Origin of the sequence: Microcoleus sp. D3_18a_C4 (assembly GCF_036702415.1) — a bacterium.
Taxonomy (GTDB): Bacteria; Cyanobacteriota; Cyanobacteriia; order Cyanobacteriales; family Microcoleaceae; genus Microcoleus.
This window is the reverse complement of record NZ_JAUBTI010000035.1, coordinates 1-26,824: the sequence shown is the minus strand read 5'-3', so window position 1 is coordinate 26,824 and position 26,824 is coordinate 1. Positions and strand designations below refer to the sequence as shown.

27 protein-coding genes are annotated in these 26,824 nt (G+C 45.0%); 17 read left to right on the top strand and 10 right to left on the bottom strand.

The features are described from left to right. Positions 1 to 388: 388 nt before the first annotated feature. Positions 389 to 673 carry a DUF427 domain-containing protein gene (locus QUB16_RS17150; protein ID WP_190738299.1) on the bottom strand — a complete coding sequence of 95 codons (285 nt, stop codon included), beginning with the start codon at positions 671 to 673 and terminating at the stop codon, positions 389 to 391. 97 nt (positions 674 to 770) lie between these two features. On the opposite strand from QUB16_RS17150, the gene recQ reads away from it, so the two are divergent. Both recQ and QUB16_RS17140 read left to right on the top strand, forming a co-directional pair. Further along, positions 771 to 2,966 carry a DNA helicase RecQ gene (gene recQ / locus QUB16_RS17145; protein ID WP_333317819.1) on the top strand — a complete coding sequence of 732 codons (2,196 nt, stop codon included), beginning with the start codon at positions 771 to 773 and terminating at the stop codon, positions 2,964 to 2,966. Positions 2,967 to 3,009: 43 nt separating this feature from the next. Then, positions 3,010 to 3,603 carry a hypothetical protein gene (locus QUB16_RS17140; RefSeq protein ID WP_333317817.1) on the top strand — a complete coding sequence of 198 codons (594 nt, stop codon included), beginning with the start codon at positions 3,010 to 3,012 and terminating at the stop codon, positions 3,601 to 3,603. A gap of 11 nt (positions 3,604 to 3,614) precedes the next feature. Here the strand turns inward: QUB16_RS17140 and QUB16_RS17135 are convergent, their stop codons facing one another. After that, a complete protein-coding gene (locus QUB16_RS17135) occupies positions 3,615 to 4,874 on the bottom strand; it encodes an ISAs1 family transposase (protein WP_333271927.1) in 1,260 nt (419 codons plus the stop codon). A gap of 91 nt (positions 4,875 to 4,965) precedes the next feature. Between QUB16_RS17135 and QUB16_RS17130 the strand changes: the two genes are divergently transcribed. The 7 genes from QUB16_RS17130 to QUB16_RS17100 all read left to right on the top strand — a co-directional run bounded on the left by QUB16_RS17130 (position 4,966) and on the right by QUB16_RS17100 (position 9,129). Then, a complete protein-coding gene (locus tag QUB16_RS17130) occupies positions 4,966 to 5,607 on the top strand; it encodes a hypothetical protein (RefSeq protein ID WP_333317815.1) in 642 nt (213 codons plus the stop codon). Between the two features lie 248 nt (positions 5,608 to 5,855). Beyond that, positions 5,856 to 6,971, top strand: a complete 1,116-nt coding sequence (locus tag QUB16_RS17125; protein ID WP_333317813.1) for an AAA family ATPase — start codon at positions 5,856 to 5,858, stop codon at positions 6,969 to 6,971. Next, positions 6,971 to 7,660 (top strand): hypothetical protein, encoded by a 690-nt coding sequence (locus tag QUB16_RS17120; protein ID WP_333317811.1) that lies wholly within the window; start codon positions 6,971 to 6,973, stop codon positions 7,658 to 7,660. The genes QUB16_RS17125 and QUB16_RS17120 overlap by 1 nt, the downstream gene beginning before the upstream one ends. Positions 7,661 to 7,706: 46 nt before the next feature. Then, on the top strand, positions 7,707 to 8,009 hold the full coding sequence (locus QUB16_RS17115) for a UPF0175 family protein (protein WP_333317809.1): 303 nt from the start codon (positions 7,707 to 7,709) through the stop codon (positions 8,007 to 8,009). Between the two features lie 248 nt (positions 8,010 to 8,257). After that, the gene (locus tag QUB16_RS17110) at positions 8,258 to 8,455 is read left to right on the top strand and encodes a DUF433 domain-containing protein (protein WP_333317807.1); all 198 of its coding nucleotides are present in this window, start codon (positions 8,258 to 8,260) and stop codon (positions 8,453 to 8,455) included. Between the two features lie 9 nt (positions 8,456 to 8,464). Then, complete coding sequence (locus QUB16_RS17105) at positions 8,465 to 8,758, top strand: DUF433 domain-containing protein (RefSeq protein ID WP_332946314.1); 294 nt, start codon at positions 8,465 to 8,467, stop codon at positions 8,756 to 8,758. After that, a complete protein-coding gene (locus QUB16_RS17100; protein ID WP_333317805.1) occupies positions 8,758 to 9,129 on the top strand; it encodes a DUF5615 family PIN-like protein in 372 nt (123 codons plus the stop codon). Before QUB16_RS17105 ends, QUB16_RS17100 begins: the two co-directional genes overlap by 1 nt. A 119-nt stretch (positions 9,130 to 9,248) precedes the next feature. Here the strand turns inward: QUB16_RS17100 and QUB16_RS17095 are convergent, their stop codons facing one another. After that, positions 9,249 to 10,202, bottom strand: coding sequence for a leucine-rich repeat domain-containing protein (locus tag QUB16_RS17095; RefSeq protein ID WP_333317803.1), 954 nt, complete (start codon positions 10,200 to 10,202; stop codon positions 9,249 to 9,251). A 135-nt stretch (positions 10,203 to 10,337) separates the two neighbouring features. Here QUB16_RS17095 and QUB16_RS17090 point away from each other — a divergent pair, with 135 nt between their 5' ends. The 4 genes from QUB16_RS17090 to QUB16_RS17075 all read left to right on the top strand — a co-directional run bounded on the left by QUB16_RS17090 (position 10,338) and on the right by QUB16_RS17075 (position 15,002). Further along, positions 10,338 to 12,287: a long-chain fatty acid--CoA ligase gene (locus QUB16_RS17090; RefSeq protein WP_333317801.1), complete on the top strand. Its 1,950-nt coding sequence runs from the start codon at positions 10,338 to 10,340 to the stop codon at positions 12,285 to 12,287. Between the two features lie 144 nt (positions 12,288 to 12,431). After that, positions 12,432 to 12,872 carry a YlqD family protein gene (locus QUB16_RS17085; protein WP_333138001.1) on the top strand — a complete coding sequence of 147 codons (441 nt, stop codon included), beginning with the start codon at positions 12,432 to 12,434 and terminating at the stop codon, positions 12,870 to 12,872. Between the two features lie 173 nt (positions 12,873 to 13,045). Next, the gene (locus QUB16_RS17080; protein ID WP_333317799.1) at positions 13,046 to 14,341 is read left to right on the top strand and encodes a dihydrolipoamide acetyltransferase family protein; all 1,296 of its coding nucleotides are present in this window, start codon (positions 13,046 to 13,048) and stop codon (positions 14,339 to 14,341) included. 205 nt (positions 14,342 to 14,546) lie between these two features. Then, positions 14,547 to 15,002 carry a hypothetical protein gene (locus tag QUB16_RS17075; RefSeq protein WP_333317797.1) on the top strand — a complete coding sequence of 152 codons (456 nt, stop codon included), beginning with the start codon at positions 14,547 to 14,549 and terminating at the stop codon, positions 15,000 to 15,002. Positions 15,003 to 15,071: 69 nt separating this feature from the next. On the opposite strand, the gene QUB16_RS17070 is transcribed toward QUB16_RS17075, so the two are convergent. Next, positions 15,072 to 16,499, bottom strand: a complete 1,428-nt coding sequence (locus tag QUB16_RS17070) for a DUF3370 domain-containing protein (protein ID WP_445251130.1) — start codon at positions 16,497 to 16,499, stop codon at positions 15,072 to 15,074. A gap of 316 nt (positions 16,500 to 16,815) precedes the next feature. Continuing rightward, positions 16,816 to 17,553 carry a PEP-CTERM sorting domain-containing protein gene (locus QUB16_RS17065; RefSeq protein ID WP_333317793.1) on the bottom strand — a complete coding sequence of 246 codons (738 nt, stop codon included), beginning with the start codon at positions 17,551 to 17,553 and terminating at the stop codon, positions 16,816 to 16,818. 724 nt (positions 17,554 to 18,277) lie between these two features. On the opposite strand from QUB16_RS17065, the gene surE reads away from it, so the two are divergent. Together surE and QUB16_RS17055 are read left to right on the top strand one after the other, a co-directional pair. Next, positions 18,278 to 18,955, top strand: a complete 678-nt coding sequence (surE, locus tag QUB16_RS17060; RefSeq protein ID WP_333317792.1) for a 5'/3'-nucleotidase SurE — start codon at positions 18,278 to 18,280, stop codon at positions 18,953 to 18,955. A 157-nt stretch (positions 18,956 to 19,112) separates the two neighbouring features. Continuing rightward, a complete protein-coding gene (locus QUB16_RS17055; RefSeq protein WP_333317790.1) occupies positions 19,113 to 20,174 on the top strand; it encodes a DNA methyltransferase in 1,062 nt (353 codons plus the stop codon). On the opposite strand, the gene QUB16_RS17050 is transcribed toward QUB16_RS17055, so the two are convergent. The 3 genes from QUB16_RS17050 to QUB16_RS17040 are packed head-to-tail and all read right to left on the bottom strand — an operon-like array spanning position 20,164 to position 21,341. Further along, a complete protein-coding gene (locus QUB16_RS17050) occupies positions 20,164 to 20,646 on the bottom strand; it encodes a hypothetical protein (protein ID WP_333317788.1) in 483 nt (160 codons plus the stop codon). The genes QUB16_RS17055 and QUB16_RS17050 overlap by 11 nt on opposite strands. 42 nt (positions 20,647 to 20,688) lie before the next feature. Further along, complete coding sequence (locus QUB16_RS17045; protein ID WP_333317787.1) at positions 20,689 to 21,081, bottom strand: hypothetical protein; 393 nt, start codon at positions 21,079 to 21,081, stop codon at positions 20,689 to 20,691. Next, positions 21,078 to 21,341 (bottom strand): helix-turn-helix domain-containing protein, encoded by a 264-nt coding sequence (locus tag QUB16_RS17040; RefSeq protein ID WP_190736647.1) that lies wholly within the window; start codon positions 21,339 to 21,341, stop codon positions 21,078 to 21,080. The genes QUB16_RS17045 and QUB16_RS17040 overlap by 4 nt, the downstream gene beginning before the upstream one ends. A 1,013-nt stretch (positions 21,342 to 22,354) precedes the next feature. Here QUB16_RS17040 and QUB16_RS17035 point away from each other — a divergent pair. Next, on the top strand, positions 22,355 to 23,227 hold the full coding sequence (locus QUB16_RS17035) for a pentapeptide repeat-containing protein (protein WP_333317785.1): 873 nt from the start codon (positions 22,355 to 22,357) through the stop codon (positions 23,225 to 23,227). Continuing rightward, positions 23,214 to 23,339, top strand: coding sequence for a hypothetical protein (locus tag QUB16_RS17030; protein ID WP_333317784.1), 126 nt, complete (start codon positions 23,214 to 23,216; stop codon positions 23,337 to 23,339). The genes QUB16_RS17035 and QUB16_RS17030 overlap by 14 nt, the downstream gene beginning before the upstream one ends. A gap of 33 nt (positions 23,340 to 23,372) precedes the next feature. Here QUB16_RS17030 and QUB16_RS17025 read toward each other — a convergent pair whose 3' ends face one another. Continuing rightward, on the bottom strand, positions 23,373 to 24,587 hold the full coding sequence (locus QUB16_RS17025; protein WP_333317782.1) for an FAD-dependent oxidoreductase: 1,215 nt from the start codon (positions 24,585 to 24,587) through the stop codon (positions 23,373 to 23,375). A 228-nt stretch (positions 24,588 to 24,815) separates the two neighbouring features. After that, positions 24,816 to 26,348: an NAD(P)/FAD-dependent oxidoreductase gene (locus QUB16_RS17020; protein WP_333317780.1), complete on the bottom strand. Its 1,533-nt coding sequence runs from the start codon at positions 26,346 to 26,348 to the stop codon at positions 24,816 to 24,818. Between the last annotated feature and the right edge of the window lie 476 nt (positions 26,349 to 26,824).

Below are 26,824 nucleotides of genomic sequence, written 5' to 3'. Positions count from 1 at the left end.
AGCCAAGAGGGCGGGCACGGGGAGTAGGGGTCGCACCGCCCCTACTAAGGGGGAGTAGGGGGTGGACAAGATTCTTCTCAAAGTCAACCCCTACTCCCCTTATTAAGGGGGATTTAGGGGGATCGAGATATGTGCAACTTCACATTAAATTGGTATTATGGTATTGAATTTAATTAAGCTCTGTCCTATATTTTAAAGGATTGACAATTATCAGAGGAGCAATCGCTATCAGTAGATATTAGATATTATTTCTATTTGAACTCATCCCAACTTATGTTATTCCTCCCTAATTTCCCCAGTCGTCTTAAGACGACTTCAGCTATGAGCCAGGGAATTAATTCCCTGGCGGCCTGTCGGAATCGCCAGCTAACAAACCTGCGGAAAAAACCTAAGCTTCTACCTTAACTCCTTTCCAAAAAGCAATATATCCGGCAATATTTTTAGCAGCATCTTTCGGAGTAGGATAGTACCAAGCAGCATCTTTATTAACTTGTCCGCCGACTTCGACACTGTAGTAACTAGCAACACCTTTCCAACCGCAAGTAGTGTGAGTGCTGCTGTCCTTGAAATACTCGCGGTTGATGGCATCGGCGGGGAAATAATAGTTGTTGTCTACAATTTCGCACTTGTCGCTCTCGGCCAAAACGGCACCATTCCAAATTGCTTTCGGCATCAGTTTTTCTGCTTAAATTGAGATTCTCAATTATTGTAACTGTATTTGTGCTCAAAAGGCATAGAATAGTTGAGAAGCCAACAACCAACTACTGCAAATGTCAGCGTCTCATCCGCCAATATCTTCTGTGCCACTGCCCCTGGAACAAGCACTCAAACATTTTTTTGGCTATGACTCTTTCCGCCCGGGGCAGCAGGAAATTGTCGAAGCTGCTTTACAAAAACGGGATATGATGATTGTCATGCCGACTGGCGGTGGCAAGTCTTTGTGTTTTCAATTACCGGCACTGTTGAAACCGGGATTGACAGTGGTTGTGTCGCCGTTAATTGCTCTGATGCAAGACCAGGTGGAGGCTTTGCAGGATAATGGAATTGGGGCGACTTTTCTCAACAGCACTTTGAGTTCTCAGGAAACCCGATCGCGCGAAACAGCAATTCTCGAAGGTAAGATTAAATTGCTCTACGTTGCACCCGAACGCTTGCTCGGTGAGAGATTTTTACCGTTTTTAGATATAGTAGCAAATAAATTAGGAATTTCGGCATTTGCGATCGACGAAGCCCACTGCGTTTCGGAATGGGGGCACGACTTTCGACCAGAATACAGGCAAATGCAGCGAGTGCGCGATCGATATCCCGACATTCCCATTATGGGACTAACCGCCACCGCCACCGAGCGCGTCCGCCAAGACATCATCCAGCAGCTAACTCTGCGAAATCCCTACATCCACGTCGCCAGCTTCAACCGCCCCAATTTATACTACGAAGTTCGCCCCAAAACCAAGCACAGTTTTGCCGAAGTTTTGCAAATTATCCAAAAAAAAGGCGGTTCGGGAATTATCTATTGCCTCAGCCGCAAAAAAGTTGATGAAGTTGCCTATAAATTGCAACAAAGCGGCATCCAAGCCTTACCCTATCACGCCGGCATGAACGATGTCGATCGCGCAACCAATCAAACCCGCTTCATTCGCGACGACGTGCAAGTAATGGTAGCCACAATAGCCTTCGGTATGGGCATTAACAAACCCGACGTGCGGTTTGTAATTCACTACGACTTACCCAAGAATCTCGAAGGATACTATCAAGAATCCGGCCGCGCAGGCCGAGACAACGAACCCGCCCATTGCAGCTTATTTTTCGGCTACGGCGATGTCAAAATGATCGACTACATCATCGAGCAAAAACCCGATCCGCAAGAACAACGAATTGCCCGCCAACAGTTGCGGCGAGTAATCAACTATGCAGAATCCACCGAGTGCCGTCGCACAATCCAGTTAAGTTATTTTGGCGATTCATTCCCCGGCAACTGCGGTACTTGCGATAACTGTTGCAACCAAAAACCAGTAGAAGATTGGACGATTGAGGCAATGAAATTTCTTTCTTGCGTCGCCAGATGCCAAGAAAAATTCGGCATGAATCACATTATTGACGTGCTGCGCGGTTCCAAAAATCAAAAAGTATTGCAATACCAGCACCACAAACTTTCTACTTACGGAATTGGCAAAGATAGAAGTGCCGACGATTGGAAAAAATTGAGTCGTTCCCTGTTAAATCAAGGTTTTTTAGAGGAAAGAACAGACGGATTTCCCATTTTGAAACTGAATGAAAAAAGTTGGGAAATCATGAAACGTCAGCGCACAGTTGAAATCGCAATTGAACCGCAGCGGGAAGTACAGGCAAAAGTTCGTTCTTTGGCAGTAGAAGTCGAAGCTTTATTTACCATACTGCGGACACTACGCAAACAAATTGCCGACGAACAATTTGTGCCACCTTACGTGGTTTTTGCTGATAAAAGCTTGCGAGATATGGCAGAAAAACGCCCGCAAAATCTCAGAGAATTCGAGGAAGTTTACGGGGTTGGTAGCAACAAGCGAGATAAATACGGCAAGGTTTTCTTGGAGGCAATTCGCACTTTTTGCCAAGAACAAGGATTGCCAAGTGGTGCTGCATCTTCTGATGTCGCTAATCTTCCCAATCTTTCCAACGTTGCGTCTTATTCGCAGATGCAAACCTGGGAATTATACCGACAAGGTTTGACAGTTCAAGGAATAGCGAATGCGCGGGGGATGAGTCCTAATACTATTTCTGGGCATCTGATAGAATTGATGGAAATGGGCAGGGAAGTTGATATAAATTTGTTGGTGGAATCGGAACGCCAGCAGGCGATAGTGTACGCTATTGAAGTTATGGGAGATGAAAAACTGAGAGCAATTTATGATTTTTTGGAAGAACGTTATACGTTTGAGGAGATTAAGTTTGTGCGGGCTTGGTGGCGGCAAAATTATGTGGGTTTTTAACCGCAGATGTAGGCTGATTAACGCTGATGGACGCAGATAATTGATGGGAGGAAGGTTGCTCTTCGGCAGACATTACGGCTATCATGTGTTGTTTAGTTCACCCTACTTCATGCCGTTTCACCTGAGTTCGGCTCAGTTAAGGCAACTGCTAGTAATTGAGCAGCCTGCAGCTTACTCATTGCGACTTCCCAAAAGCCTTTTGCACAATAGCTGTAAAAGTTACAAACAGGTAGAAACAATGAAAGCTACTGGTAAGGTGTATACAATTGATTTGGCTGGAAATCAGTATCAAAACCCTCGCTACTTGCAAAGTCGGGCCAGGATTAACTCTCTCATTGACCATTATATGTCATTGGAAGTTTTGAGCGATCGACTTTCCGACCTCCCCCACCAATTTTCCGCCCCGCATCCCCGCCCTTGGGAACCCATAGATTGGCAAGGAATCAATCGCGACCAAATTATTGGTGTCAAGCCAGAAATATTTTTACAAATTTTGGCAAGTGCGGCAGAAATTGAAGCCCCCATCCGCAGCTACGGTAGAGAAAGTTGGTGCTACTTACAGCCTATTTACCCGCAAATGGCGCGGTTTATGGGAGGAATTTTTGATGACAACGGCAACATTTTAGAGACAGGGTAAGAGCATCTCAATTAGGCTTGACACAAGGACTCAGAAGAATCTAATGTAGGGTCAAGAAAACAAGAAAAGAGAACTTGAATCATATAATCGTTATCCATAGCAGTGCGTTTCATTTTTTGTCTGAGACTGCGTTTGTAAGTCAGTTCTCGATTGAGGGCATTAAGAGCGATGCGTCGTAAAAGAGCAAAATTCCGAGGACTGTGGAAAGAGCGAATGCGACAAGCATCCTCAGCGAATGTACAGTCAAGAGTCCAATGAGCCTGGTTTTCAATACCCCAATGTTTTCGGATAGCCAGACCAATAAGTTGAGCATTACTGTGTAAAGAAGTCAAATAAAATTGCACCTCACGGGTAGTTTTGTTCCAGAGATGACGGACTCGTACAACCATGACAACGCTTTGAAGTCCTGCCCATAATCGGGGTTGATAAAGATGATTAATTGCAGAAACCGGAACCGACCAGACTTGACGAATTTCTCGGCGATGGTGTCCTTTTTCGATGCGTTTTTCATAACTGACATCAATGCCTTGAAATTGCTGAGAAGAAGCTGTTTCAAACCATTCTTGAACCTGATTGTAGAGAGTGGGATGATTTGCCTTGAGCGCCAAAACGTAATCTCCTTTCTTGTCGATAATCTTTTTGGCAATTTCTGTTTGTGTCCCCATTGCATCAATAGTGATAATGGAACCGGTGATATCCAGTAATTCTAATAATGCAGGAATAGCAGTAATTTCATTAGATTTATCTTCTACTTTCATCTGTCCCAAAACTAAACGTTGTTCACTCGACCAGGCACTAATAATATGGAGTGCCGATTTACCTTGATTTCGGTCATACGAACCCCTAATGGTCTTCCCATCTATGGGGATTATTTCTCCTCCCATCTTGGTGACAAGGGTTTCTACCCATTGAAGAAAACAACGATTCAATTCTTCTGGGTTAATAAACTCAAATACCCGACGAAAAGTGTCATCAGAGGGAATACCGTGAGGTAATGCCAAAAACTTTTCTAACCACTGTTTTTTGCTAATGCCATAATTTTCCATGTCTTCCCATCCTTGCGCTCCAGCAATTACTGCTAAAATCGCAATTACTAAGATATCTGTGAGTTGATGTTTCTTCGTTCTCTCCACTCTGGGATCTTTAATATCTTGGAAGTGCTGAACTAAACTTTTTTGAATACAAGCGATATCTGCCACTTCTGTTAGCTTTCTCTCAGGAGGAAAATTTTTCTGAGTATCGGCAGTTTTGTTGTCAAAGCCTTGAAACATATAGGGTATTTTTTGAGATTTTCAACTACAGTATTACTGTCATCTCACTGATCTGTGTTAGGAGTCAAGTGTGCTGTCTACACAGTCTCTTATGCTTATTTTGTTAACTTTGTCAAGTTCATATTATACCAAATTAGATGAGCTTACCCTGATTTTAGAGATAGGTGTTTGGGAAAAAGAAGAACGCCAACATTGCCCGACATTTAGGAAAATTTACCAGCAACTTACAGGGGAAAAACTGCAAGTTAAACCCAACTCTGTGAATGGCTGTCAATCCACAGGTGACGCTTGGCAAGATACCTATAAACACGTGATTAGTCGCCTGAGTACCGAGTGGGGAGCTACTTCTGTTTATTTATGGTTGATGGTACACTCAACTGGAGCGTTGCAACAGGCAATTTCCCAGCCTTTACAGGATGAAATCAATCATTTGGCTAAGTTTTGGGGTTTCAGCCGCTGGGCATTCTCCCAGAGTTATTTCAATCAACTGAAAGGCTCTACCAAAAACCTGATTGCTTTGCTGAAACATCATCAGATTGAACGCACGCATGGTAATGATGTGTTTAATACTTCACTCAGTCTCAAGCAGCTTTCTTTGGTGGTGGAATTGACTTTTACATTCACGCGAGTGATGGTGCGTTTGCGGCGCTGGAACCGCGAACTCAGTCGCAGTTATCTCAGACATTTGTTTGGCACTGCGCCGATGGTGGATGCACCTCGCCGTGTCGCTTAAATCTGAGATATTGCACAAGTTTCAGGAACAGGCAAGATGCCTGTTCCACTCATAGTTCAATTTTATTGTGGGGGTAAGGTGCGCCATAAGCACCCAGCTATGTTAAAGTGCTGACATATCTACTCGTTGGCCCGCCATATAGTAGAATGGATGGAGATGGGACGGGGAGCGGTTTTTGAGAGGAGTTTTTAACCGCAGATGTAGGTTGATGAACACTGATGGACGCAGATGATTGATGGGAGGGAGAAATGAGAATTAAAAAAGTAGCTTTTTGGGATAATTTACGAGAGTGGCGTTTTGAACCCATCTATTTTTCCAACTTGGCTTTATTAGTTGGCGTATCTGGTGTCGGCAAAACACAAATTTTGAAAGGAATTTTGAATTTACAACGAATAGCTAATGGTGCTTCATTAAACGGTTTGGCATGGGACGTTACATTCTCGACAGTAAACAATGTAGAGTACCGCTGGCAAGGCGAATTTGAAACAAAAAAAAATCTGCCTATCATTTTTGAGGAACAAGACGAAACTAATGAATTTAGAATTGTTCGAGAACATTTATTAAGAGAAAAAAATGTAATTATAGAAAGAACACCTAATAAAATTATATTTCAGGGAAATAAAACTCCGAAACTATCGCCATTTCAAAGCGTAGTAGAAATTTTAAACCAAGAGGAAGATATTTCACCGGTTCAACAGGGTTTTAATAAAATAGTTAGCTATGATTTAAGTTCATTTGATTTCTTTTACAATATGAGTGTAATGATGTCAACCACCTCCGTAAGCGATGTTTTATTATTAGATTATATTAAGGCAAGTGACTTGCAAATCCAGATGAAACTGGTTCTTGTTTACCGCCATCATCCAGAAATTTTCAATAATATTAAGCGCATATTTATACAGGCATTCCCTCAAGTGGAAGATATTAAAATAGAAGCGGTACAATATGATGATTCATCCCCCAATTTTCCCATTCAGATAAAAGAGAAAGGTGTCAAAGAGTGGATTTTTCAAGAGAATATCTCGTCAGGGATGCTGAAAACCTTAATTCACATTAGCCAACTGTATTTGTCGCCCGAAGGCACTGTAATCCTGATTGATGAATTTGAAAACAGCTTGGGGATTAATTGCATTGATGTTGTGACAGATTTGATTGTGGAAAATAGAAATATCCAATTCATTCTCACCAGCCACCATCCCTACATAATCAATAATATTGGGATGGAGCACTGGAAAATAGTCACTCGCAAAGGTGGGGTGGTAACTGTGAAAGATGCTAAAGATTTGAATTTAGGAAAATCGAGGCATCAAGCTTTTACGCAACTGATTAATCTTGAAGAATACAGCGAAGGAATCAAAGTTTAATGAATCTGTATTTTTTAGTTGAAGGGAAGCAATCGGAGAGAAAAGTTTATCCAGCTTGGCTGGCTCATCTTTTACCGGAATTGCAGCGAGTTGACAATTGCGATGATGTGAATGAAAAAAATTATTACTTGATTAGCGGTGAAGGATATCCTTCATTAATATACGATTTTATCCCGCGTTCGATCGCCGAAATTAACTCAAACGGAAAATACAGCTATTTTGTAGTATGTCTCGATGCCGAGGAAAATACTGTTGCCGAACTCACAACAGAAATTTATGATTTTTTAAGTCAGCACAAATTGAAATTAAACAATGCAGAACTTGTGCTGATATTTCAGAATCGCTGCTTGGAAAGTTGGCTGTTAGGCAATCGCAAGATTTATTCCAGAAATCCTCAAAACAAACCTTTGTTAGATTATACTAAATATTACGATGTTTCAGTTAACTGTCCCGAAAATATGGGCAGATATCAAGATTTTAATACTCACGCTCAGTTTCACGGAGCTTATTTGAGAGCGTTATTTGAAGCTAAAAATATTACCTATTCTAAAAAACGACCGGGAGATGTACTCAAGCCCTTTTATTTGCAACAGCTATTGGCAAGGATTCAAGTTCAGCCGGAACAACTGACTACTTTCCGTCAATTCATCGATTTTTGTAATAAAATTAAAACCGAATTGCAAAATTAAACGATCGCACTTAAAAGACCATCAAAATTAAAATGTACTATAAATCATGCAAATTACGATCGACCTTCCCGACAATCTCCCCCTGACTGAAGCCGATGTGCGACGGGAACTCGCGATCGTACTTTATCAGCAGCACAGCCTCAGTCTCGATCGATCCGCTCAACTTGCTGTAATGTCTGTGGACGAGTTCTACCAACTATTAATCAGTCGCCATATCGTCAGCCCGCCCGCCGATCCCGATGACGATCCTGCCGAACTCGTCTTAGCCAGCCTCCGCACCTCCCTCCAGCAAATTAAAGAAGGCAAATTACATCCTATTTCCGAACTGTGGGATGGCATAGATGACTGACTGAAAGCATCCAGGATACAAGCCCCCGGATTCATACGTGGAGAAATAAAAAACCTGTATCCGATGAAACTTGCCCCCCGAATTTATCCGTGGGGTCAATGCTTCAATTCTTTAATCTAAAATCTAAAATCTAAAATCGATTGACGAGACACCCCAAATCCCGATTCTATTTTCCGATGACTGCAAAACACCTATGCGTAAGTCCTGTTTGTGCTAAAATTGAGAACAGAATTTAAAGGGAAAATGCCATGTCAAAACAAGACATCGCTAAGATCGTGAAGCTCGAACCTGGTAAGCGATGCGGTAAACCTTGTATTCGAGGCATGAGAATTACGGTTGATAACCTGTGGGAATATCTTGCTTCTGGGATGAACGATAGAGAAATCCTAGATAATTTCCCCTATTTCACACAACAGGATATTTTGGCTTATTTGAGTTTTTCGTAAGAGGTAAGTATGTCAACAACTGCGATCGACATCGGCACGCTGGTTGTCAGTACGCCTGAAACCTGTGGAGGGCGTCCCCGCATTGCGGGAACTAGAATTTCTATCGCTCAAATTGCCGTTTGGCATCAACAAGGGATGAGCCCAGAAGCAATACTTGAAGAAATTTCCTATTTAAATTTAGCACAAATTTATGCAGCGCTATCTTACTATCACGCTAACCGCAAGGAAATTGAGGCAGATTTAGCTGCCGAATTAGCTGAGTACGAGCGATTGGAAGCCGATCGCAGGGCTGGGAGAATTTAATGAGCCAGATTCGTTTGTATTTAGATGAAGATACGCTCAGAAAAGCTTTCGTGCAAGCCTTGCGAGAAAATGGGATTGATGTAGTAACTGTTTCAGAAGCCAATAATTTAGGGCGTATAGATGAAGAACAATTGATATGGGCAACTGAGCAAGGTCGAGTCATTTATACTTTTAATAGTCGAGATTTCTGTCGGCTGCACGGGAGCTTTGTTGCAGTAGGTAAAAGTCATGCAGGAATTATTGTTGTGCCGCGACAAAGTTATTCTGTCGGCGAACAGTTGCGCGGTTTGTTGAATTTGATTGGTAGCAAGTCTGGGGAAGAAATGATGAATCAACTGGAATTTTTAGGTACTTACATCAGGCCTGAATAAAGGCATCTAATATTAGGTACGAGCGAGCGCTGGTAATATACGGTTGAACGATCGATCGCGTTTAAAAAAGCAACCAAATTCATAATCACGCTAGGCCGATCGGGCGTCATTTTGAAGTTTTATGGTTTAGCTTGTAGTTCCCACTTACAGATAGACTCTGGCTTGAGAGGACAAGTCTTGGGTGCGATCGGATTTCCACTGAGATGGAGTTCTCTCAGGTTAGTCAAGGATTCCAACGGTTTGATGTCGCTGATGTGATTGTCGCTAAGGGTGAGCAATCTCAGGTTAGTCAAGGATTCTAGCGGTTTGATGTCGATGATTTGATTGTCGCTAAGGGTGAGCCAGTCAAGGGTAGTCAAGGATGCTAGCGGTTTGATGTCGCTGATTTGATTGTCGCCAAGGGTGAGCAAAGTCAGGTTAGTCAAGGATGCTAGCGGTTTGATGTCAGTGATTTGATTGTTGGCCAGGGCGATCATAGTCAGGTTAGTCAAGGATTCTAGCGGTTTGATGTCGTTGATTTGATTGTTGGCGAGCCCGATCACAGTCAGGTTAGTCAAGGATGCTAGCGGTTTGATGTCAGTGATTTGATTGTTGGCGAACCCGATCACAGTCAGGTTAGCCAAGGATTCTAGCGGTTTGATGTCAGTGATTTGATTGTTGTCGAGCCAGAGCCAAGTCAGTTTAGTCAAGGATGCTAGTGGTTTGATGTCGCTGATTTGATTGCTCATGAGCATGAGCCGAGTCAGGTTAGTCAAGGACTCTAGCGGTTGGATGTTGCTGATTTTATTGTCAATGAGTCTGAGTCCCGTGAGACTCGAAAGTTTCCGATCTGCCGCATCGCACTCAGTAGTCTCAGCTTTCTGCAACAGCACATCAACAGTATGTTTAGTTTCAGGACTCAAAGAAGCTTTTTGGCGACACCAATCGGCAAATGTTCGTCTACTATTTCCCGGTTGCGTCTGTGCAACTTCGGCTCCAAGTAGATTTCCAGATAATGCTACGATCGCACTCAATGCAACTACTATCAACCTTGGTAAATTCATCTGTTTCTGTGCAACTATAAGTTTGATCATTTTGTATCCCTAATTTTCTAAATAGACAATGGCAGGTTGGCAAACTGTCACGATACTGCCATAAAGTTGTAAAATAACTGCGATCTTAAACTTATAGCCAATAATTTTATCTCCATAAACTGAGGAAAATACCCTATGAACGGCCCAGCATCTTACACATCGTCTCAAATGACCGATCGCGAACGCGCGAACCTCAGCAAGCTAATTGATTACAGTTCCATTCGATCGATACCCGAAATTTGGGCGATCGTCAAACAGCGATTTCCTCAAACCGTCGCCCTCCACGACCCCCACAGCCAGCCAGAAATCAAATTCACCTACACCGACCTCTACCAGCAAATCCAGCAATTCGCCGCCGGCTTACAAGCCCTAGGCATCGAACCAAATCCCGAAGAAGCAGTCCCTCCCCGCGTCGCCCTCTTCGCAGACAACAGCCCCCGCTGGCTGATAGCCGACCAAGGTATCATGATGGCCGGGGCCGCGAACGTGGTTCGAGGCGCCACCGCCGACCCTCAAGAACTCCTGTACATCATCCAAGACAGCGGCAGCACCGCCTTGGTAGTCGAAAACCTGGCATTACTGAAAAAACTGCAACACCGCCTCCCTGATTTGCCCATTCAACTCATCGTCCTCCTCTCCGACGAAGAACCGGAAACCAGCCAAACCCTAAGCACAGTCAAATTTTCCCAAGTGATGACCACAGGGGCCAACCGTTCCCTCAAACCCTCCAACCACAAGCCTCAAACCCTCGCCACTCTCCTCTACACCAGCGGCACCACCGGCAAACCCAAAGGCGTCATGCTGACTCACGGCAACCTGCTGCACCAACTCAACACCTTGGGCACAATTCTCCAGCCCGAAGGCGGCGACGGCGTACTCAGCATTCTGCCCAGTTGGCACGCCTACGAACGCAGCGTCGAATACTTCCTGCTTTCCCAAGGATGCACGCAAATTTACACCAATATTCGCTATTTCAAACAAGACTTTAAAACTTACAAACCCCAGTACATGGTCAGCGTTCCGCGCATCTGGGAATCGATTTATGAGGCCGTACAAAAGCAATTTCGGGAACAGCCACCTAACAAACAAAAATTGGTGGATTTCCTGTTATCTGCCAGCCAGCAATACATCGAGAACCGCCGCATTTTCCAAGGATTAACTCTCAGTTTGAAACCGGCTTCTGCTTCCGAAAAACTAATCGCCCGCACCAAAAGCATTCTGTTGTCGCCCGTGCACGCCCTCGCCGAAAAACTGGTTTACCAAAAAGTCAGGGAAGCTACAGGGGGACGCTTAAAATGGGCGATTAGCGGTGGCGGTTCTTTGGCCGCGCATATAGACAATTTCTTTGAAATAGCGAATATCGGTTTGTTAGTGGGATATGGTTTAACCGAAACGTCCCCGGTTTTAACCGTCCGCCGCCCTTGGCACAATCTTAAAGGTTCCGCAGGACAGCCTCTAGCCCATACCGAAATTAAAATAGTAGACCCAGAAACCAGACAGCAACTGCCAACAGGCCAGCGCGGTTTAGTATTGGCGCGGGGGCCGCAAATTATGCAGGGTTATTATCTTAATCCCCAAGCGACTGCCAAGGCCATAGACTCCGAAGGCTGGTTCGATACCGGCGACTTGGGCTGGCTGACACCGGGAAACGACTTAATCTTGACCGGGCGGGCCAAAGATACGATCGTCCTCACCAACGGCGAAAACATCGAACCCCAGCCCATAGAAGACGCCTGCCTCCGCAGCCCCTACATCGACCAAATTATGCTAGTAGGTCAAGACCAGAAATCCGTCGGCGCCTTAATTGTCCCCAATGCAGAAGCTGTGCAGAAATGGGCAGAAACTCAGAATCCCCCATTACACGAAATTGACTGGAATAGCAAGACTATTCAAGATTTATTCCGAAAAGAATTGAACCGAGAGGTGCAAAATCGCCCTGGATACCGCGCGGACGATCGCATCGGCCCGTTCCGGTTGATTCAGGAGCCATTTTCGATCGAAAATGGAATGTTGACCCAGACCCTGAAAATTAAGCGCCCGGTTGTGACGCAACACTACCGCGATATGATTGACGGGATGTTTTGAAATATTCGCAGGACTTGGGGAATGGAAAAGAAAAAATTATCCCAACACCCGAGTCCCGAGTCCGAGTCCTCAGTCCTGGGCCATTAGTTCATGTTTACAAACTAATGACTAATGCCTAATTCCTAATTGACAAGCAACAACTTTATGGAACCACAATTACTCTTGAAGCGATCGATTAACGTTAAAGTCGTCGTTACTCCCCGCTGGAAAGAAGAAGCTCAACAGCAACTCCAAGCCCAAATCAACCAAATAGACTCTCAGCTACAACAGTTAGAAATGCAAGGGCAGCGGATGATTTCAGAAATCAAACAGCAAAATCTGCAGCCCCCAGGCCCGCAAGTACAGCAGCAAATAGAAAACATTCAAGTGCAGGTGAATCAAAGAAAAAGCGAACTGTTAGAACAGAAAAACCAAAACCTGCAACAGCTTCAGCAAGTGCAGGTGCTAGACCTGGAACAAGAAGTGAGTCAAGGTCAAATTGACGGCACATTCACTGTCGGGCTCGGAGAAAACTTGATTCAAAAAATGCAAGTAGAAATTCTCCTCCGCGACGGCATAGTCGAAGAAATTCGAGGTGATATTTAGAAAATGGTAAGTGGTAATTGGCGATCGGTAATTGGCAAGTGATTTTGAGTCAACAGTCACACATCAAGAATGCGAGAGACTGGCATAATAATAAGTATTGCCGGTGGCCGAGCGCCAATTATCAATTGCCAAATACCGATTACCTCTTACCCACACAAAAGGACTTTTTACAGATGATTCGCGAAGTTTTCATGCCAGCCCTGAGTTCTACCATGACAGAGGGCAAAATTGTTTCCTGGGTCAAATCCGCCGGAGACAAAGTAGAAAAAGGCGAAACGGTGGTAGTGGTTGAATCCGACAAAGCCGACATGGATGTCGAGTCTTTCTACGAAGGCTATTTAGCAATAATTATCGTACCTGCGGGCGAAGTTGCTCCGGTGGGAGCGGCAATCGCCCTCGTAGCAGAAACAGAAGCCGAAATCGCCGTCGCTCAGCAGCAAGGAGCCGCCGCTCCAACCGCAGCAGCAGCCCCGGCTCCCAGCCCCGCTCCTGTGAGCGCAGCTACATCGTCAGCAGGTTTGCAGCAAAATGTCAGCCGCCAAAACGGCCGCAGCGTCGTTTCTCCCCGCGCTCGCAAATTAGCCAAAGAGTTTAAAGTAGATTTGAATTCTATCAAAGGCAGCGGGCCCAACGGTCGCATTGTCGCAGAGGATGTGGAAGCAGCAGCCGGAAAAGCCCAACCCGCTCCGGTTCAACAACCGGTAACAGTCCCCGCAGCACCCGCCCCCGCCCCCGCAGCACCCGCCCCCGCAGCAGCCAAACCCGCACCCGCACCAGTCCCGGCGGTGGCACTTTCGGGCCAAAGAGTACCGATGAATGCGCTGCAAAATGCGGTGGTGCGGAATATGGAAGCAAGTTTGAGCGTGCCTTCTTTCCGCGTCGGTTACACAATTACTACTGATAATCTGGACAAACTCTACAAACAAATTAAGTCGAAGGGCGTCACGATGACGGCTATGCTGGCGAAGGCTGTAGCAGTAACTTTACAAAAACATCCTCTGCTTAATGCTTGTTATGTGGAGTCGGGAATTCAACACCGCGCTGATATTAATGTGGCGGTAGCGGTGGCGATGGATGGCGGCGGTTTGATTACGCCGGTGTTGCAAAATGCCGATCGCCTCGACATTTATTCGCTCTCCCGCACTTGGAAGGATTTAGTCGATCGCGCCCGCACCAAGCAGTTGAAGCCTGATGAATACAGCACGGGAACTTTTACTCTTTCCAATTTGGGAATGTTTGGAGTAGACAAGTTTGACGCGATTTTGCCGCCGAATCAAGGCTCGATTTTGGCGATCGGCTCTTCGCGGCCGCAAGTAGTGGCAAACGAGGATGGTTTGATGGGAGTGAAGCGGCAAATGCAGGTGAATATTACTTGCGATCACCGGATTATTTACGGTGCTGATGCGGCGTCTTTCTTGCAAGATTTAGCGAAATTGATTGAGACAAATCCTCAGTCTTTGACGCTTTAGCGATCGTCCTAAATCTCCCTTTTACTCTTATTTGCAGGAAAGGGGGATTTAGACTTAGCTTTTAATGAGATGTCTAATTTCGGAATGATTTAACCGCAGAGACCGCAGAGGACACAGAGGAAGAGAAGAGAGAGAGCAATAATTCCGATACCATCCGATACCAACGGATTTGATATTACTCATTAAGACGATGAAGGTGCAAGTTTTGTCTGTTCAACCTGCGATTGGCTCTCATACTCACGAGGTTTTGCTGTCAGTTGGTACGGATACACACAAATTTATTTTTACAACAGAAGTCAATCAAGTGGGAGAACATTTACTTCAGACTACTCGCGGCGATCGCACTTTTTCAGAAGTTTTCCGATTTAATCAGCGGGTAGCGATGAATGTGACAACTCAGGTTGTTAAATACTACAATCGAGAAACTGTCGAATTTCCCGCAGATGTTGGCATTTTTGTTACTCCAGAAACAGCTTTGTCAAAGCAAAAGTCATTTGAAATTAGCAGTTTAGCAAACACTGACTCGCAGCAATCAAAAGCAGTCGATCGAGAAATCCGTCAAAGGGCGATCGCGATTGTTGAGAAGTTACCGGAAGCTGTGCTTGATGAAGCCGTTAAGTTTCTCGAATCTTTGTATGTTAAGGGCGAGCCCGTCGAGTAGCGATCGTACTTTTTGTTGTGAGAAATTCAGCCACGTTTCGCACAGTGTAAATATACAGTCAACCAATAACTAATTACTCGATCGCACAGTCAAAACTTGCGGCGGCGTCGCATCCGGCGGATACAAGAAATCCACCTGCACCAAACGGCGTTCCCCCGGCTTCATATTCACATTCACCAAAGGTTCCCCCTGCTGTCCCCTGCGCTGCACAATGTGAATGTAGCGCGTCAAAGTCTTGCCCGTATCATCCTTAAACATCACCCGCACCGTACCTCGGAAAAATATCCGATTTTCAGGAGGATCGTAAAACATCAATCCCCCCGCTTCTGTATTTGCCTTGACGGGTGTTTGCATTTTAATGCTAACAGATTGGGATTCACGAGATTTGTTGTAAAGCGGAAAAGTTAAGTTGTATTGAATCCCGTAATTACCGTGAGCAGAATAAGCAGTATCGGGATATCGAGCTAACATTTTTGCGCTTTGAATTTGACCGGTGCCAAAAGTCCCCGTATCCGTTGTGCTCAAAGCATAGGAAAATGACTCGCCGCGCTTGGGAATAGTTAAATAATCGGTTCTCGAATTGTCCGTAATTTTAGCTTGCCACTGCGAGCCTTCAGCGACTCCTGCCACGCGGCCATAAATTTTTTGCACCGGATTTTCGCCTCTCGGAGTTGGTGCTAAATCTCTGGGCCCTGCTAAACCTTTGGTATTTAAAATATTTTCCCACTCTTCTAAAGTCGGATATTGCTCGACTCCTTCTTGATTTTTAGGAGCAAACATGGCTAATGAGGCTACATAAACCGAATTGCTGCTCGACATTCGCATCAAGGTCGATCGACCATTGGAAGAAGGCGTGACATTGCCCACAGGTATCGGCAAATTCATCAGCATTCGGCTCTGATTGGCCGGAATCTCGATCGCAGCCGGCAAAATGGCTTGTCTGTATCCCCGCAGCACATCGCTCGTGATGCGGCTTCCAGGCCCCGCAAACACAGTGCCGAATCGATTCTCTAAATACGACGGCAAATCGACAAACAAGGCATCCGGCCGAGTTAAATAAGTTGCTCCTTGCAAGACATTTAAAGTAACAGGTTCGGAGTTAGGATTGTGGACAATTATTCCTTGAAATAAGGTGCGAGTTTCTTCGCGATTTTTAGCCCTGGCGATGTGGTGGGCAAAGATGTCAAATCGGCCTTTGAAGGCAAAGTTTAAATGAGCCGAAGGTACTTGTTTTGATTCCTGGGGAAATGTGGAGAGCAAAATGCCTTCGGTTTGCACGACTTCCGGACTGTTGCTGTTGAAAACCGGGATGTTGTCGAGTTTTCCCGGTAAAACGCGCACTTGCTGAGGCACCGTCACAGTGTTCAGCGGGGCGGTTGTTGGAGGCGCTGGCAAATCCAGTTCGTTTTCCGGTAGCGGGAATTCTCGCTCGATGATGACTTGTTGGGTCGGAGGTGTCGGGATTGCTTGAGCTAAGGGTATAATTGGCAAAAACATTGCTGAGAGCGCGTTTAACTGAACTTGCAGAAGGATTGCCACATAGCAACCGACACAAAACATTACCACAAGTTGGTTGATATTTTCTGGGGATTTTGGGATTTTAGGTCAATTTTTGCGGAAATGCGGGCATCGCAAATTTTTTGTTTTTCACCTTGACAAAATCTACAATTTTGTCAAGGTGAAGAACAAAAATAAGAGCCAGAAGCACGATAGCTGTGCTGGCTCTTATGAGTTGATACTAGAAGTTAAGCTGAATTCACTAGAACTGCGGCGAGCTTTTCTGCCGATGGATGACCCGCACCCCTGATAAAATTTAAGCAAGTGCCTTTTTTGCCTGCTTCCGGCGTGCTGCTACTAAACTTCCCAATCCCATCACCATACCTGCAATAGTGGTTGGTTCGGGCACTGGCTCAGCATCAGCCGAAACTCCGGCCATAACTTTGTCACTGTCACCAACACGAGACCCACTTACATCCTGGAAGCGAACCCCTGCCTTGAGCGTACCATTCTGGAATCCGGTCAAGAAAGCACTTTCTGCCTGAGCCGCACTCAGACTGCTGCCAGTTAGCAAAAAGCTAACCAAAGTTGACTCATTTTTATATAAGCCTCCTTTAACCTTTCCACCTTCAAACTCTTGGCGCGGAGTGCTAATGCCATAGTCGAAACCGTCTTTTTGCAAACCGCTAATTTCAACGTTTTGCCAAAACGATGTAAAAGAGCTGCCTGATGTGGATTGAACCGATGCACTAACGCCACTCAATACGTCAAATGCCACCCCAACGAGAGAAGAGTCTGTTGCGCCACCGGCTGTAGTCTTAGTGCCCGTGGTATTAGTGATGCCTAAATTCAGGAGCAAATCGGCTCCACTTTGGACAAAGTTGAAGTCCAATGTTGCAGTAGCGCCGGTGCCAATGCCGTTGGTAGTACCGTACTCAGGAGCCACGGATAAACTGAATGCTTGGGCTTGCGTTGCAGTTAGTAATGAAGAAGCAATGGCTAAACCAGCGGTAGCTAGACACGCGGTTAGTGGTTGGGCGAAGTTGGTTTTCATAAGAGTAAGACCTTTTTTATATCGCTGGGGGGATTGACTTTATTGATTTCGTCTGGTATATATTTACAACATCGCTCATTTAAAAGTGTTTGTCTATACATTTTTTATACCTTTACCAAAACAATATTCTTCAAGGTTTATTCTTAAACTTTTCGTAAACTCGGTTGTGTTGCAAACGCTAGGATGATTGCGGCAGAAGCATTCCACGGCTAACTATCCGTTATTGCAACTTGCGGTATCATCGGTTATCACAAACGCTACCTACGTAACATCACCAACAGTACGTAATAAGTTATACAGGTCGTGAGGAATATGTTAGCCGATCGCCAGATGAACGCGAAAGTAAAATATAGTTGCACAGTAAGTAAATATAGAATTAGTAACTCTTCCCAGGCGTAGATACTGGGTTTGAGCCACTAAAGCACGGCGTGGAGAGCCTGGGTACCGCTGAAAAAACCTGGTCGAGCCCAGTCTCAGTGCGTAAGTCCACTACACTTAACGTTATGCAGATGCCGCCCAAAAACGGGTACAAGCCCCCGACTAATGTCGTGGAAAGATAAAAATTTTAGACTCTTGTCCAATCTCCCAGATTCATCTGTGAAGTAAATCTAAAATCTAAAATCTAAAATCTAAAATCGACACAATCCCCGCGCCCCCTACAATTTGAAATTGCATCGGCTCGCCCGCCAGTGACACAATAACCTTACAAACAGACAAATTTTCAATGACAATAATTTTAACCAACGACGACGGCATCGATGCTCCAGGGATTCAGGCACTTTTGCAGGCTGTAGAAGGCAAAACAATTATGGTGGCTCCGCAGGGGCAATTGTCGGGCTGCGGGCATCAAGTGACGGCTCACAGTCCGATTCATGTCGATCGCCGATCGGAATTTGAGTATGCTGTAGGGGGAACACCAGCCGATTGCGTGCGTATTGCTCTTCATCACGTTTGTGCGAAGCCGGATTTGGTGCTTTCGGGTATTAACGCGGGCGGCAATTTGGGGGTTGACGTGTACATTTCGGGTACGGTGGCGGCTGTGCGGGAAGCAGCCATGCACGGTATTCCGGGCATCGCAATTTCCCACCGGATTAAAAGGCCACTCGAAATAGACTGGGATGTCGCTACTCGCTGGACATCGCGGGTGTTGGCGGATTTGCTGAACCGGGAACCAAAGTCGGGGTGTTTCTGGAATGTGAATTTGCCACATTTAGCGCCGGGAAGTGCGGAACCGGAAATTGTGTTTTGCCAGCCTTCGACGCAGCCGCTGCCAGTTGTTTACCGGGTGGAGGGAGAATACTTTTATTATGCGGGAGAATATGGCTCGCGCGATCGGGCGGCGGGGACTGATGTTGACGTGTGTTTTGAGGGTAATATTGCGGTGACTGAGATATCGTTGTGATAGATTTGATGGGATTTGATGGGATTGGGCGATCGAACTATTTTTTTTTGTCAACAAAGCGGAAGTAGGTAGGTTAACTTTGGTATCACTAAACCTCAATATCCCAAAATAGGATAAAATATTTGTACTTAATTTTTACAGTCACGTAAGTCAACAAATGAGTCCTAACGCAGAAGCGAATTCTCCCAGCATCTTAAAACGCAAAGCGAGCAGCACTGTTGGTCGTGGCAAAGTAGCTAATCTCAATACCAATTTTAATTTTTCTGCATGGAGTGACGAATACGTTACTTTATATCTCGGCGATAGTCTCCAGCACTACGACAATTGGGAGCAACCTACTGTCATAGTTTCAGATGGAGCTTACGGTATTCTTGGGTTTGAAGGAGATACCTCAGATCACATTGATTTACCTAATTGGTATAAACCTCATATCGAAGCCTGGTCAAAAGCAGCCATACCCTGTACAACACTCTGGTTTTGGAATTCAGAGATTGGTTGGGCTATTGTGCATCCACTTCTAGAAAAATATGGTTGGCGCTATGTCAATTCCAATATTTGGAACAAGGGAAAAGGTCATATCGCAGGGAATGTTAACACACAGAAAATTCGCAGGTTCCCCGTCGTTACAGAAGTCTGCGTTCAATACGTTAGAGAAGTAACAGTTAATGAAGTTACCTTAAAGGCGTGGTTATTGCGAGAGTGGAAACGCTCTGGGTTGCCATTACGACGGGCCAATAATGCTTGCGGGGTGGTGGATGCAGCAACCAGGAAATACTTCGATCAAGGGCATTTGTGGTATTTCCCTCCGACCGAGATGTTTGAAAGGCTAGTGAACTATGCAAATGAGTATGGTAGTCCTCAAGGAAAACCATACTTTTCGCTGGATGGCAATCAGCCTTTAACGGGACAAGAATGGAGCAAGATGCGATCGAAATTTAGATGCCCTCACGGTTTTACAAACGTTTGGGAGCGTCAAGCTTTACGGGGCGATGAGAGAGTTAAAACTCTCTCTGGAAAAGCATTACATCTCAACCAAAAACCTTTGGATCTGATGAACCTTATTGTTGAGGCATCGAGCGATGAAAACGATGTGATATGGGAACCTTTTGGTGGACTTTTCAGTGCAGCTTTGTCAGCACGTAAACTAAAACGAAAAGCCTTTTCTTGCGAGATAGACCCCGACTATTTCTACTATGGTGTACAGAGATTTAATCAATAATTTCATCAATACTCTCTTCTCTAATCTGTAGATAATCTTGTAGGGATTTCTTGATGCTGCCTTCTAGGCGACTTGATAAAAGCTTATTCCACCGACCAACGGTCATACCAGAAACTTCAGTATTGTAGACACGTCGCTTAAATTCCTCAATGCCTGGATGTACAATTCTGTCCATCTTTGCAAAATTTGTATCTAGTCTATATTCATAGCGTATCCGTAGCTCCCGCAGAAGGCGCTGATACTCTCTAGTTGGTTTGTAGACTTTTCCTTGACTACCCCATGAATCAACTATTTTCTCAGCTTCTAAAAACTCCTCAGCAGAGCCTTGGAATTTATATCCACTGGTGTTTGTTTGTTGCAAATTTGCTGTTCTTTGAGTTGTATCTTCCGGCTCTAAAACAAGATAATCTGGCGGATTGTGATAGTGGGTATCTCTCGCTACAGCTACCGATAAACCAGAGACAACGCACACATCAAGAATGCGAGGCTTGCCATAGATGATTTTATCGGGTAGCTATGCCAGGATAGCAACGTAGGTCGGATCGAACCTAAAGTGATTCTGACTATCTTTGAAACGTGCTGTTATCTCTGTTGCTAGTGGGAACCACGCTTTAATTTCTAATCCGGGCGTTGGTTGAACTATGCCGAGGAAAATAGTATCTGGAAAGCCCGGATCTTGCCTATGCCACTTTCCAAATTCAGCGAACTCATTTTGTTGATTCAAGAATTCAACGGTGTTAAATTCGATTAAATTTCCGACTAAGGGCGAAAGCTTTGAGATAACTTTAGACAGGTTAACCGCTGCATCTACGGTAACAGGTTTAGATACATCTAAAACGTCGAAAGTGTTACCCGATAAGCGATCTAGATATTGGGATGCAAGTCTGATTACATCTTGCGTATTCATATCTCGCTCTCACAAGATGCTTCAGATATTTTTTGTGAAATTTTCCTAATAATATCACAAGGATCTACACCAATTACATGAGCAACTAACAGAAACTCAATTACATCTAACCTTCGTTCACCGTTTTCATATTTGGCTACGAAAGACTGGGGCTTTTTAAGAGATTTAGCAACAGACTCCTGAGTTAGTTGCGCTTCTTTACGAGCCGCAATCATACAGCAACGGAAGGTTTCATATTCATCGCTAAAAACAGATTTCATTATACTTGGGGTTTAGCACTGCATATTCCCTAAATATAATAAACCTGTTTTCGGATAATCCCAAAATAGGATATTTTAATATGTTAAAAATCGATCGTAATGACAATTGAACAAAATTAATCGCAATTCCGACAGTGGCAGCTATCTCTACTTGCGGCCATCGGTGCTACCATAATTTTTTTTGTCATCCTTCGGCTTAGCAACACCATCAGGTTGTTTCTTTGGCTTTTTGACTTCTTTGTTGCTTTTTCTTTCTTTTGACATGATCCTTCCTCAATTTTGACTCAGCATAACATAGATTGACACATCTGCCTAACTGCAAGTAGACGAGGTGATGCTATACGGATATTACTCGCTGTTAGTTTTCTACAATCGTCAGTAGATTATGCACTAGGTTTTGAACAAATAGCATCTACCGTTAGGCATATCGATACATCCCTCAGAAGTACACTGTTTGCAATTACTTTTAGCCCCGATCGACTCAAGCAAATATGGAAAAGCACGATCGTCTAACTGCTGCGAGACTACCGAGAAAAATTATGGCTGATTAAGCTGTTGTTCCACATCTAATTTTCATGAAAAATGACAGTAGATAAAATATGGAGCTATGGCCATGCCAGCCTGCGCGACACCTGACGCAAACACAACTAACAAATTTGCAGTCTCCGTTTAAAAAAGCTGTTAGCCACAGTGGACAACAAAAATATTGATTTTACTATTTATTAACACTTCGGACAGGGTTTGATGGCTTACCTACTGAAAATAACGGTTTCACGGATCTCAGTACGATCGCAACCCTTGCCCAAGCACACTAGAGGCTAAGTAAATCAAGGGTTTCAGACTATGACATCAAAACGGTCGGGACTCTGCAAAAAGCACAAAGTATATGTATAAATATAAAGTTGATTCTCAGCTTTCTTGAAAGTGCGATCGCATCCGGTTCCTTTGAGATAAAATATTTATAAAGAGTGTTTATTTATAGATAAATTTCCGCTATTAGGAATGTGACCGGTATGGAAGTAACCGAGCTGCTCAAACAGTACGAAAATGGAAACAGAGACTTTGCTGACGCAAACCTCAGCGGAGCAAACCTCAGCGGAGCTATGTTGGTTGGCGTAAACCTTTCGAGGGCTAACCTGTCGGGAGCTAACCTGAGTCGGGCGCATCTCACCAAAGCAGAACTAAACGGCGCAAACCTTTACAGGGCAAATCTGAGTTTTGCCAAAATGGGCCAAGCCAGGCTAGCCGACGCAGAGCTTACAAAAGCCAATCTCAGCGGAGCTTTCCTCGTCAAAGCAAAACTGCCCAGGGCAAAGTTGAGTGGGGCCCAACTCATCGGTAGCAACCTGCGGAGCGCCATCCTCTGGAACGCCAATTTGTGTACAGCCGACCTGCAATTCATCAACCTGCGGGGCGCCAACCTCACGGGAGCCAACCTCAACTGGGCAAACTGTGGAGGGGCAAAACTCAGCGGTGCAAAGCTTTTTGGCGCTCAACTAACAGGCATCTATCTCAGCAAAGCTTACATCAATGGCATCGACCTGAGCAGGACGGATCTCAATGGCGTCAACCTCAGCGAAGCCAAACTGAACGGGGTAAACTTGGAAGGCTCGAACTTGTTAGCCGCCAATCTCAGCGGGGCTCAGTTGCGGGGCGTCAAGTTGATGGGAGCAGATTTAAGCAGGGCAAATCTGGTGGGAGTTTCTTTGGTGCAGGCAAACCTCGATTGGGCTAGGCTGTGCTATGCAGACTTGAGCGAAGCCGACTTGAGCGGGGCAACATTCACGGGAACCAACTTTGAGGGTACTCAGTTAGCCGGCTCAACAATGCCCCCATCTTTGAGCAATGATGTCTACTTAACAGCAGCACGTGGTGTCGCAGCTTAGCCAGCGGCAAAAATTATCTCGCATCCGAGTGGACGACTCTCGCATTGGTTTAACTTTTGATGCAGACATCACTACTTTTGTGAGAGTGCTGCACCGGCAAGAAATTTACTGATATTTGCGAGAGTTTGTAGCACCACAATTGAACTCACCCGATTAATTTCGCGACTCGCAAAGCAGAGGTAATGGCTCCTTCGTGCAAACCATCCCCCAAATAAGCTCCCGCATGATAAGTGTTGTTCTCGCCATTAGTCTCGATAACTTCATCTCGATATCGAAAAGACTCGACAGTGTACAGCGGCGTGTGATGTTTCTGAATGTGAATAATGTGCTTTTGGCCGATCGACTCCTCCAGATGAAATGCTAAACTGTACTCTCGTGGCGAGGAGATGCCGCAAAGCTGATTCAAGCTCGCATTATATCCCCATCCCTTGTCCGTCTCGAAAAAATCAAATTCAGATAACTTGCGGATACCGTAGCGATCGTACATTGATGTATCCGAATGCAGTACAGTGGTGGCATAACTGGGTTTCCACGCCGAAAACCGCTTCCTTTCCGCCTCCGTCGGATCGGACAACAGCCTCATCACTTGGTCTGGTGGCATCGCAAAAACCACCTTATCAAATTCCTGGATTTCCCCATCAGAAAGCACAATTTTTACAGCATCCGCACTTCTAAAAATATTGGAAATCTCCACATTTAGCCGTATATCGCCCTTAAATCGCTCCAAAATCTTTTCAATGTAAGAATACACCCCGCCTTTAATCCTCACCCAGTTGACCAAGCCATATTCGCGTAGAACAGGCATCGCTAATTCTGCCGGGAAATTGTCGAGCAATTCAAACGGTATCGAGTAGCTGTACATCGTCAGCAACTTCAGCCAATAATTGCGGACGCACGAGCTTTTCAAAGACTCAGAAAGCGACACGCCGTAGAAATCATGCTGTTTAGCAAACCGCATTCTTAAAATAAATCCCGCCGAACGAGCGTAGAGACTATCAAGTCGCAAATACTCGCTCAGGCGTTGGATTCCGGTGAAATTCTTTTGGATAGATACCGCCGACAAAAAGTGAGTGCCATCTTTAAAAAACAGCGCGGAACCAATCTGCACCGGTTCTAATTCAACGCCTAGATCCTGCATAAAAGCCGCGAAATTGTAAAACACCGTCGGAAATTCCAGCACCCCATTTTCTAATATTTCATTGCACTCCGATTGATTGGGTACAACATTTTTGTTCAGCGTCCGAATGTGTCCGCCTAAAATCGGCTGACTTTCCAACACAGTGACGTGATGCCCCTGTTTATCGAGCCAGTAGGCTGCTGCCATACCACTGGCTCCGCCCCCAACAATTGCAATTCTCATAGTTCACTCCTAGATTGATAGAATGGAACATTAATCATCGAATGCTTAAGAGCTGTTGGAGAAACGATCCGATCCCCCCTAACCCCCCTTAATAAGGGGGGGACAAGAACCTTTTTCTAGCTTTCTCTCGTTGCCAGGTTGGATGTGATGCCCTTTTTATTTTTTAGTCTGCGGAGGCAGACTTCGTTTCTGTAGTAGCGATTTCAATCGCCGAGTAACCAATTCCTCCTAGCCTAAAATCGCATCGCCGGATAAACGTTGATAAAGCAGCGCCCCCGTCCAAAATGTCGGCGCAAAGCCTGGATAGCCCGAAGAGGCGTTGCAGAAATAGAAATTGTTGAGGGATGTTTCATGATTTAGTCGATCGACCCCCATGTTGCGCGGCGTCAGGCTGGAACCGTAGGAATTACCGTTAGGACACCAGCAGAAGCGCTCGTTAGTCGTCGGACTTCCGGTAACATGAAAGACCATGTGTTTGCGAAAATTCGGAACATAGTGTTTTTCAACAACATCTAAAATCGAGTCCAGAATCTCTTGTTTCTTCTGTCTGTAAGCTTTGCGATCGCTCTCCCAAAGCTGTTTAAAATAGCTGTAATTAGCAACAGTCAGAAATTCGACAATTTGACAATCTTCTGGACAATCCCGCCGCGCTTGGGTCAGTAAAGTTGGCGTTGTAATTGCAAAACTCGGACGAGAAAAATCATTTTGCTCGTACATTTGAGCAAAAGCTTCATTTAGATCCAAGTGTTCCGTATGAAACGTATTCCACTTGCCAAATCCATAGTCTCGGAGATCGATATCTTTGACAACGCAGTACACCATGTAGTTAGATGCAGAATACTCATAGTTGAGTTTCCGCCGCACTGTTTTAGAGAACTGTTCCTCTCCAATCATCTTGGCCGCTCTTTTCGGGTCAAGGTTGCAAATCACCTTGTCGCCCGTGAATTCATGGGTTTGATGCGTGGTCAAATCCATCGCTTCAACACCGGTTACTGTTCTGTTTGTCACCCTAAAATTCGTGACTTCATGGTTTAATAGAACTTTCCCCCCGTTGGATTCAATGACTTTAACTAAAGAATTGATGACAGATTCAAAATGCTGCGTCGGGTAAAATGCGCCTTCTTGATAGCCTCTAAACAAGGCAATCCAAGCATAGAAAGAAAGCTGATTTGGAGGCAGCAAAAAGTCCGGCCATTGCAGGGCTAATAGGGTTTGGGCGGCTTGCGGGAGTTGGAACTTGTCGAAAACGTCTTGAAGTGTACTATTGAGATGTTGGACGGCACAGAATACGTCACCGAAATTTTTGAGCAATTCAATTGGTTTGACGGGAGGAGCGAGTTTTCTGAGTCCCTCGCCGGTTTTCTCGACTTCGTTGACGAATTGGCGAATTCTCTCGCCCGCTTCGGGAAACAGCGCCGACAATCTGCGGATCAGTTCCTCTGGTTCGGAGGGAATATCCAGCGCATACCCAGGCATTCTCATGTGGTCGTAGCCATTCGGATCGTACCGTTCAAAGGTGACATCTCGATCGAGACCGAGTTTTTTGAGAACTCGATTGACTGTATGTCCTTCGCCGCAGTCCCAAACGTAGTGGAATTGGGCATTAAAGGTGTATTTTTTGGCCATCGTAAAGGTGTGACCAAAGCCTCCGGGATGTTCGTGAGCTTCGAGGATGTGTACGGTTTTGCCGGAGTTTGCCATCAAAGCTCCGAAAACCAGTGCTGATAAACCACTGCCGACGATGAGGTAATCTGTTTTCATGGTAAATTTCCTCGATCGATTGAATCGGGCGATCGTTGTCTATTTAAACTGAGATATTGCAGCATTCTCAATAATCTTTTTATGAACAGGCTTTTCGGCCTGTTCCACAAGAAAATTTATCTCTTGTGGAACAGGCCGAAAAGCCTGTTCTTGAGAATGGTGCAAGATGTGAGTTTAAACTAACTCTCAATTCTGAGAAAATTCTGAAGTCCAGCAACAATTTTTTGAGGCGCGCTGGCTAAACTATTGTATTAAAGCCGGATTGCGGTTGCTGTTAAGATTAATTAAGCTGCTGTGGATGGAAGTTATAGCTGCGGAGGCGGACTGGAAAGCCCGCCCCACAAGGGAAGAAACCGAATTTATACCTTTGTTCTTAGTCTTAAGGTATAGAGTAGCCTATCTAAGTAGGACTATGTTAATGGGAGCATCTCAGTTTTGTAAAAAGCATTTTTTTTATTGTAGTGCGAGCGTCCCCG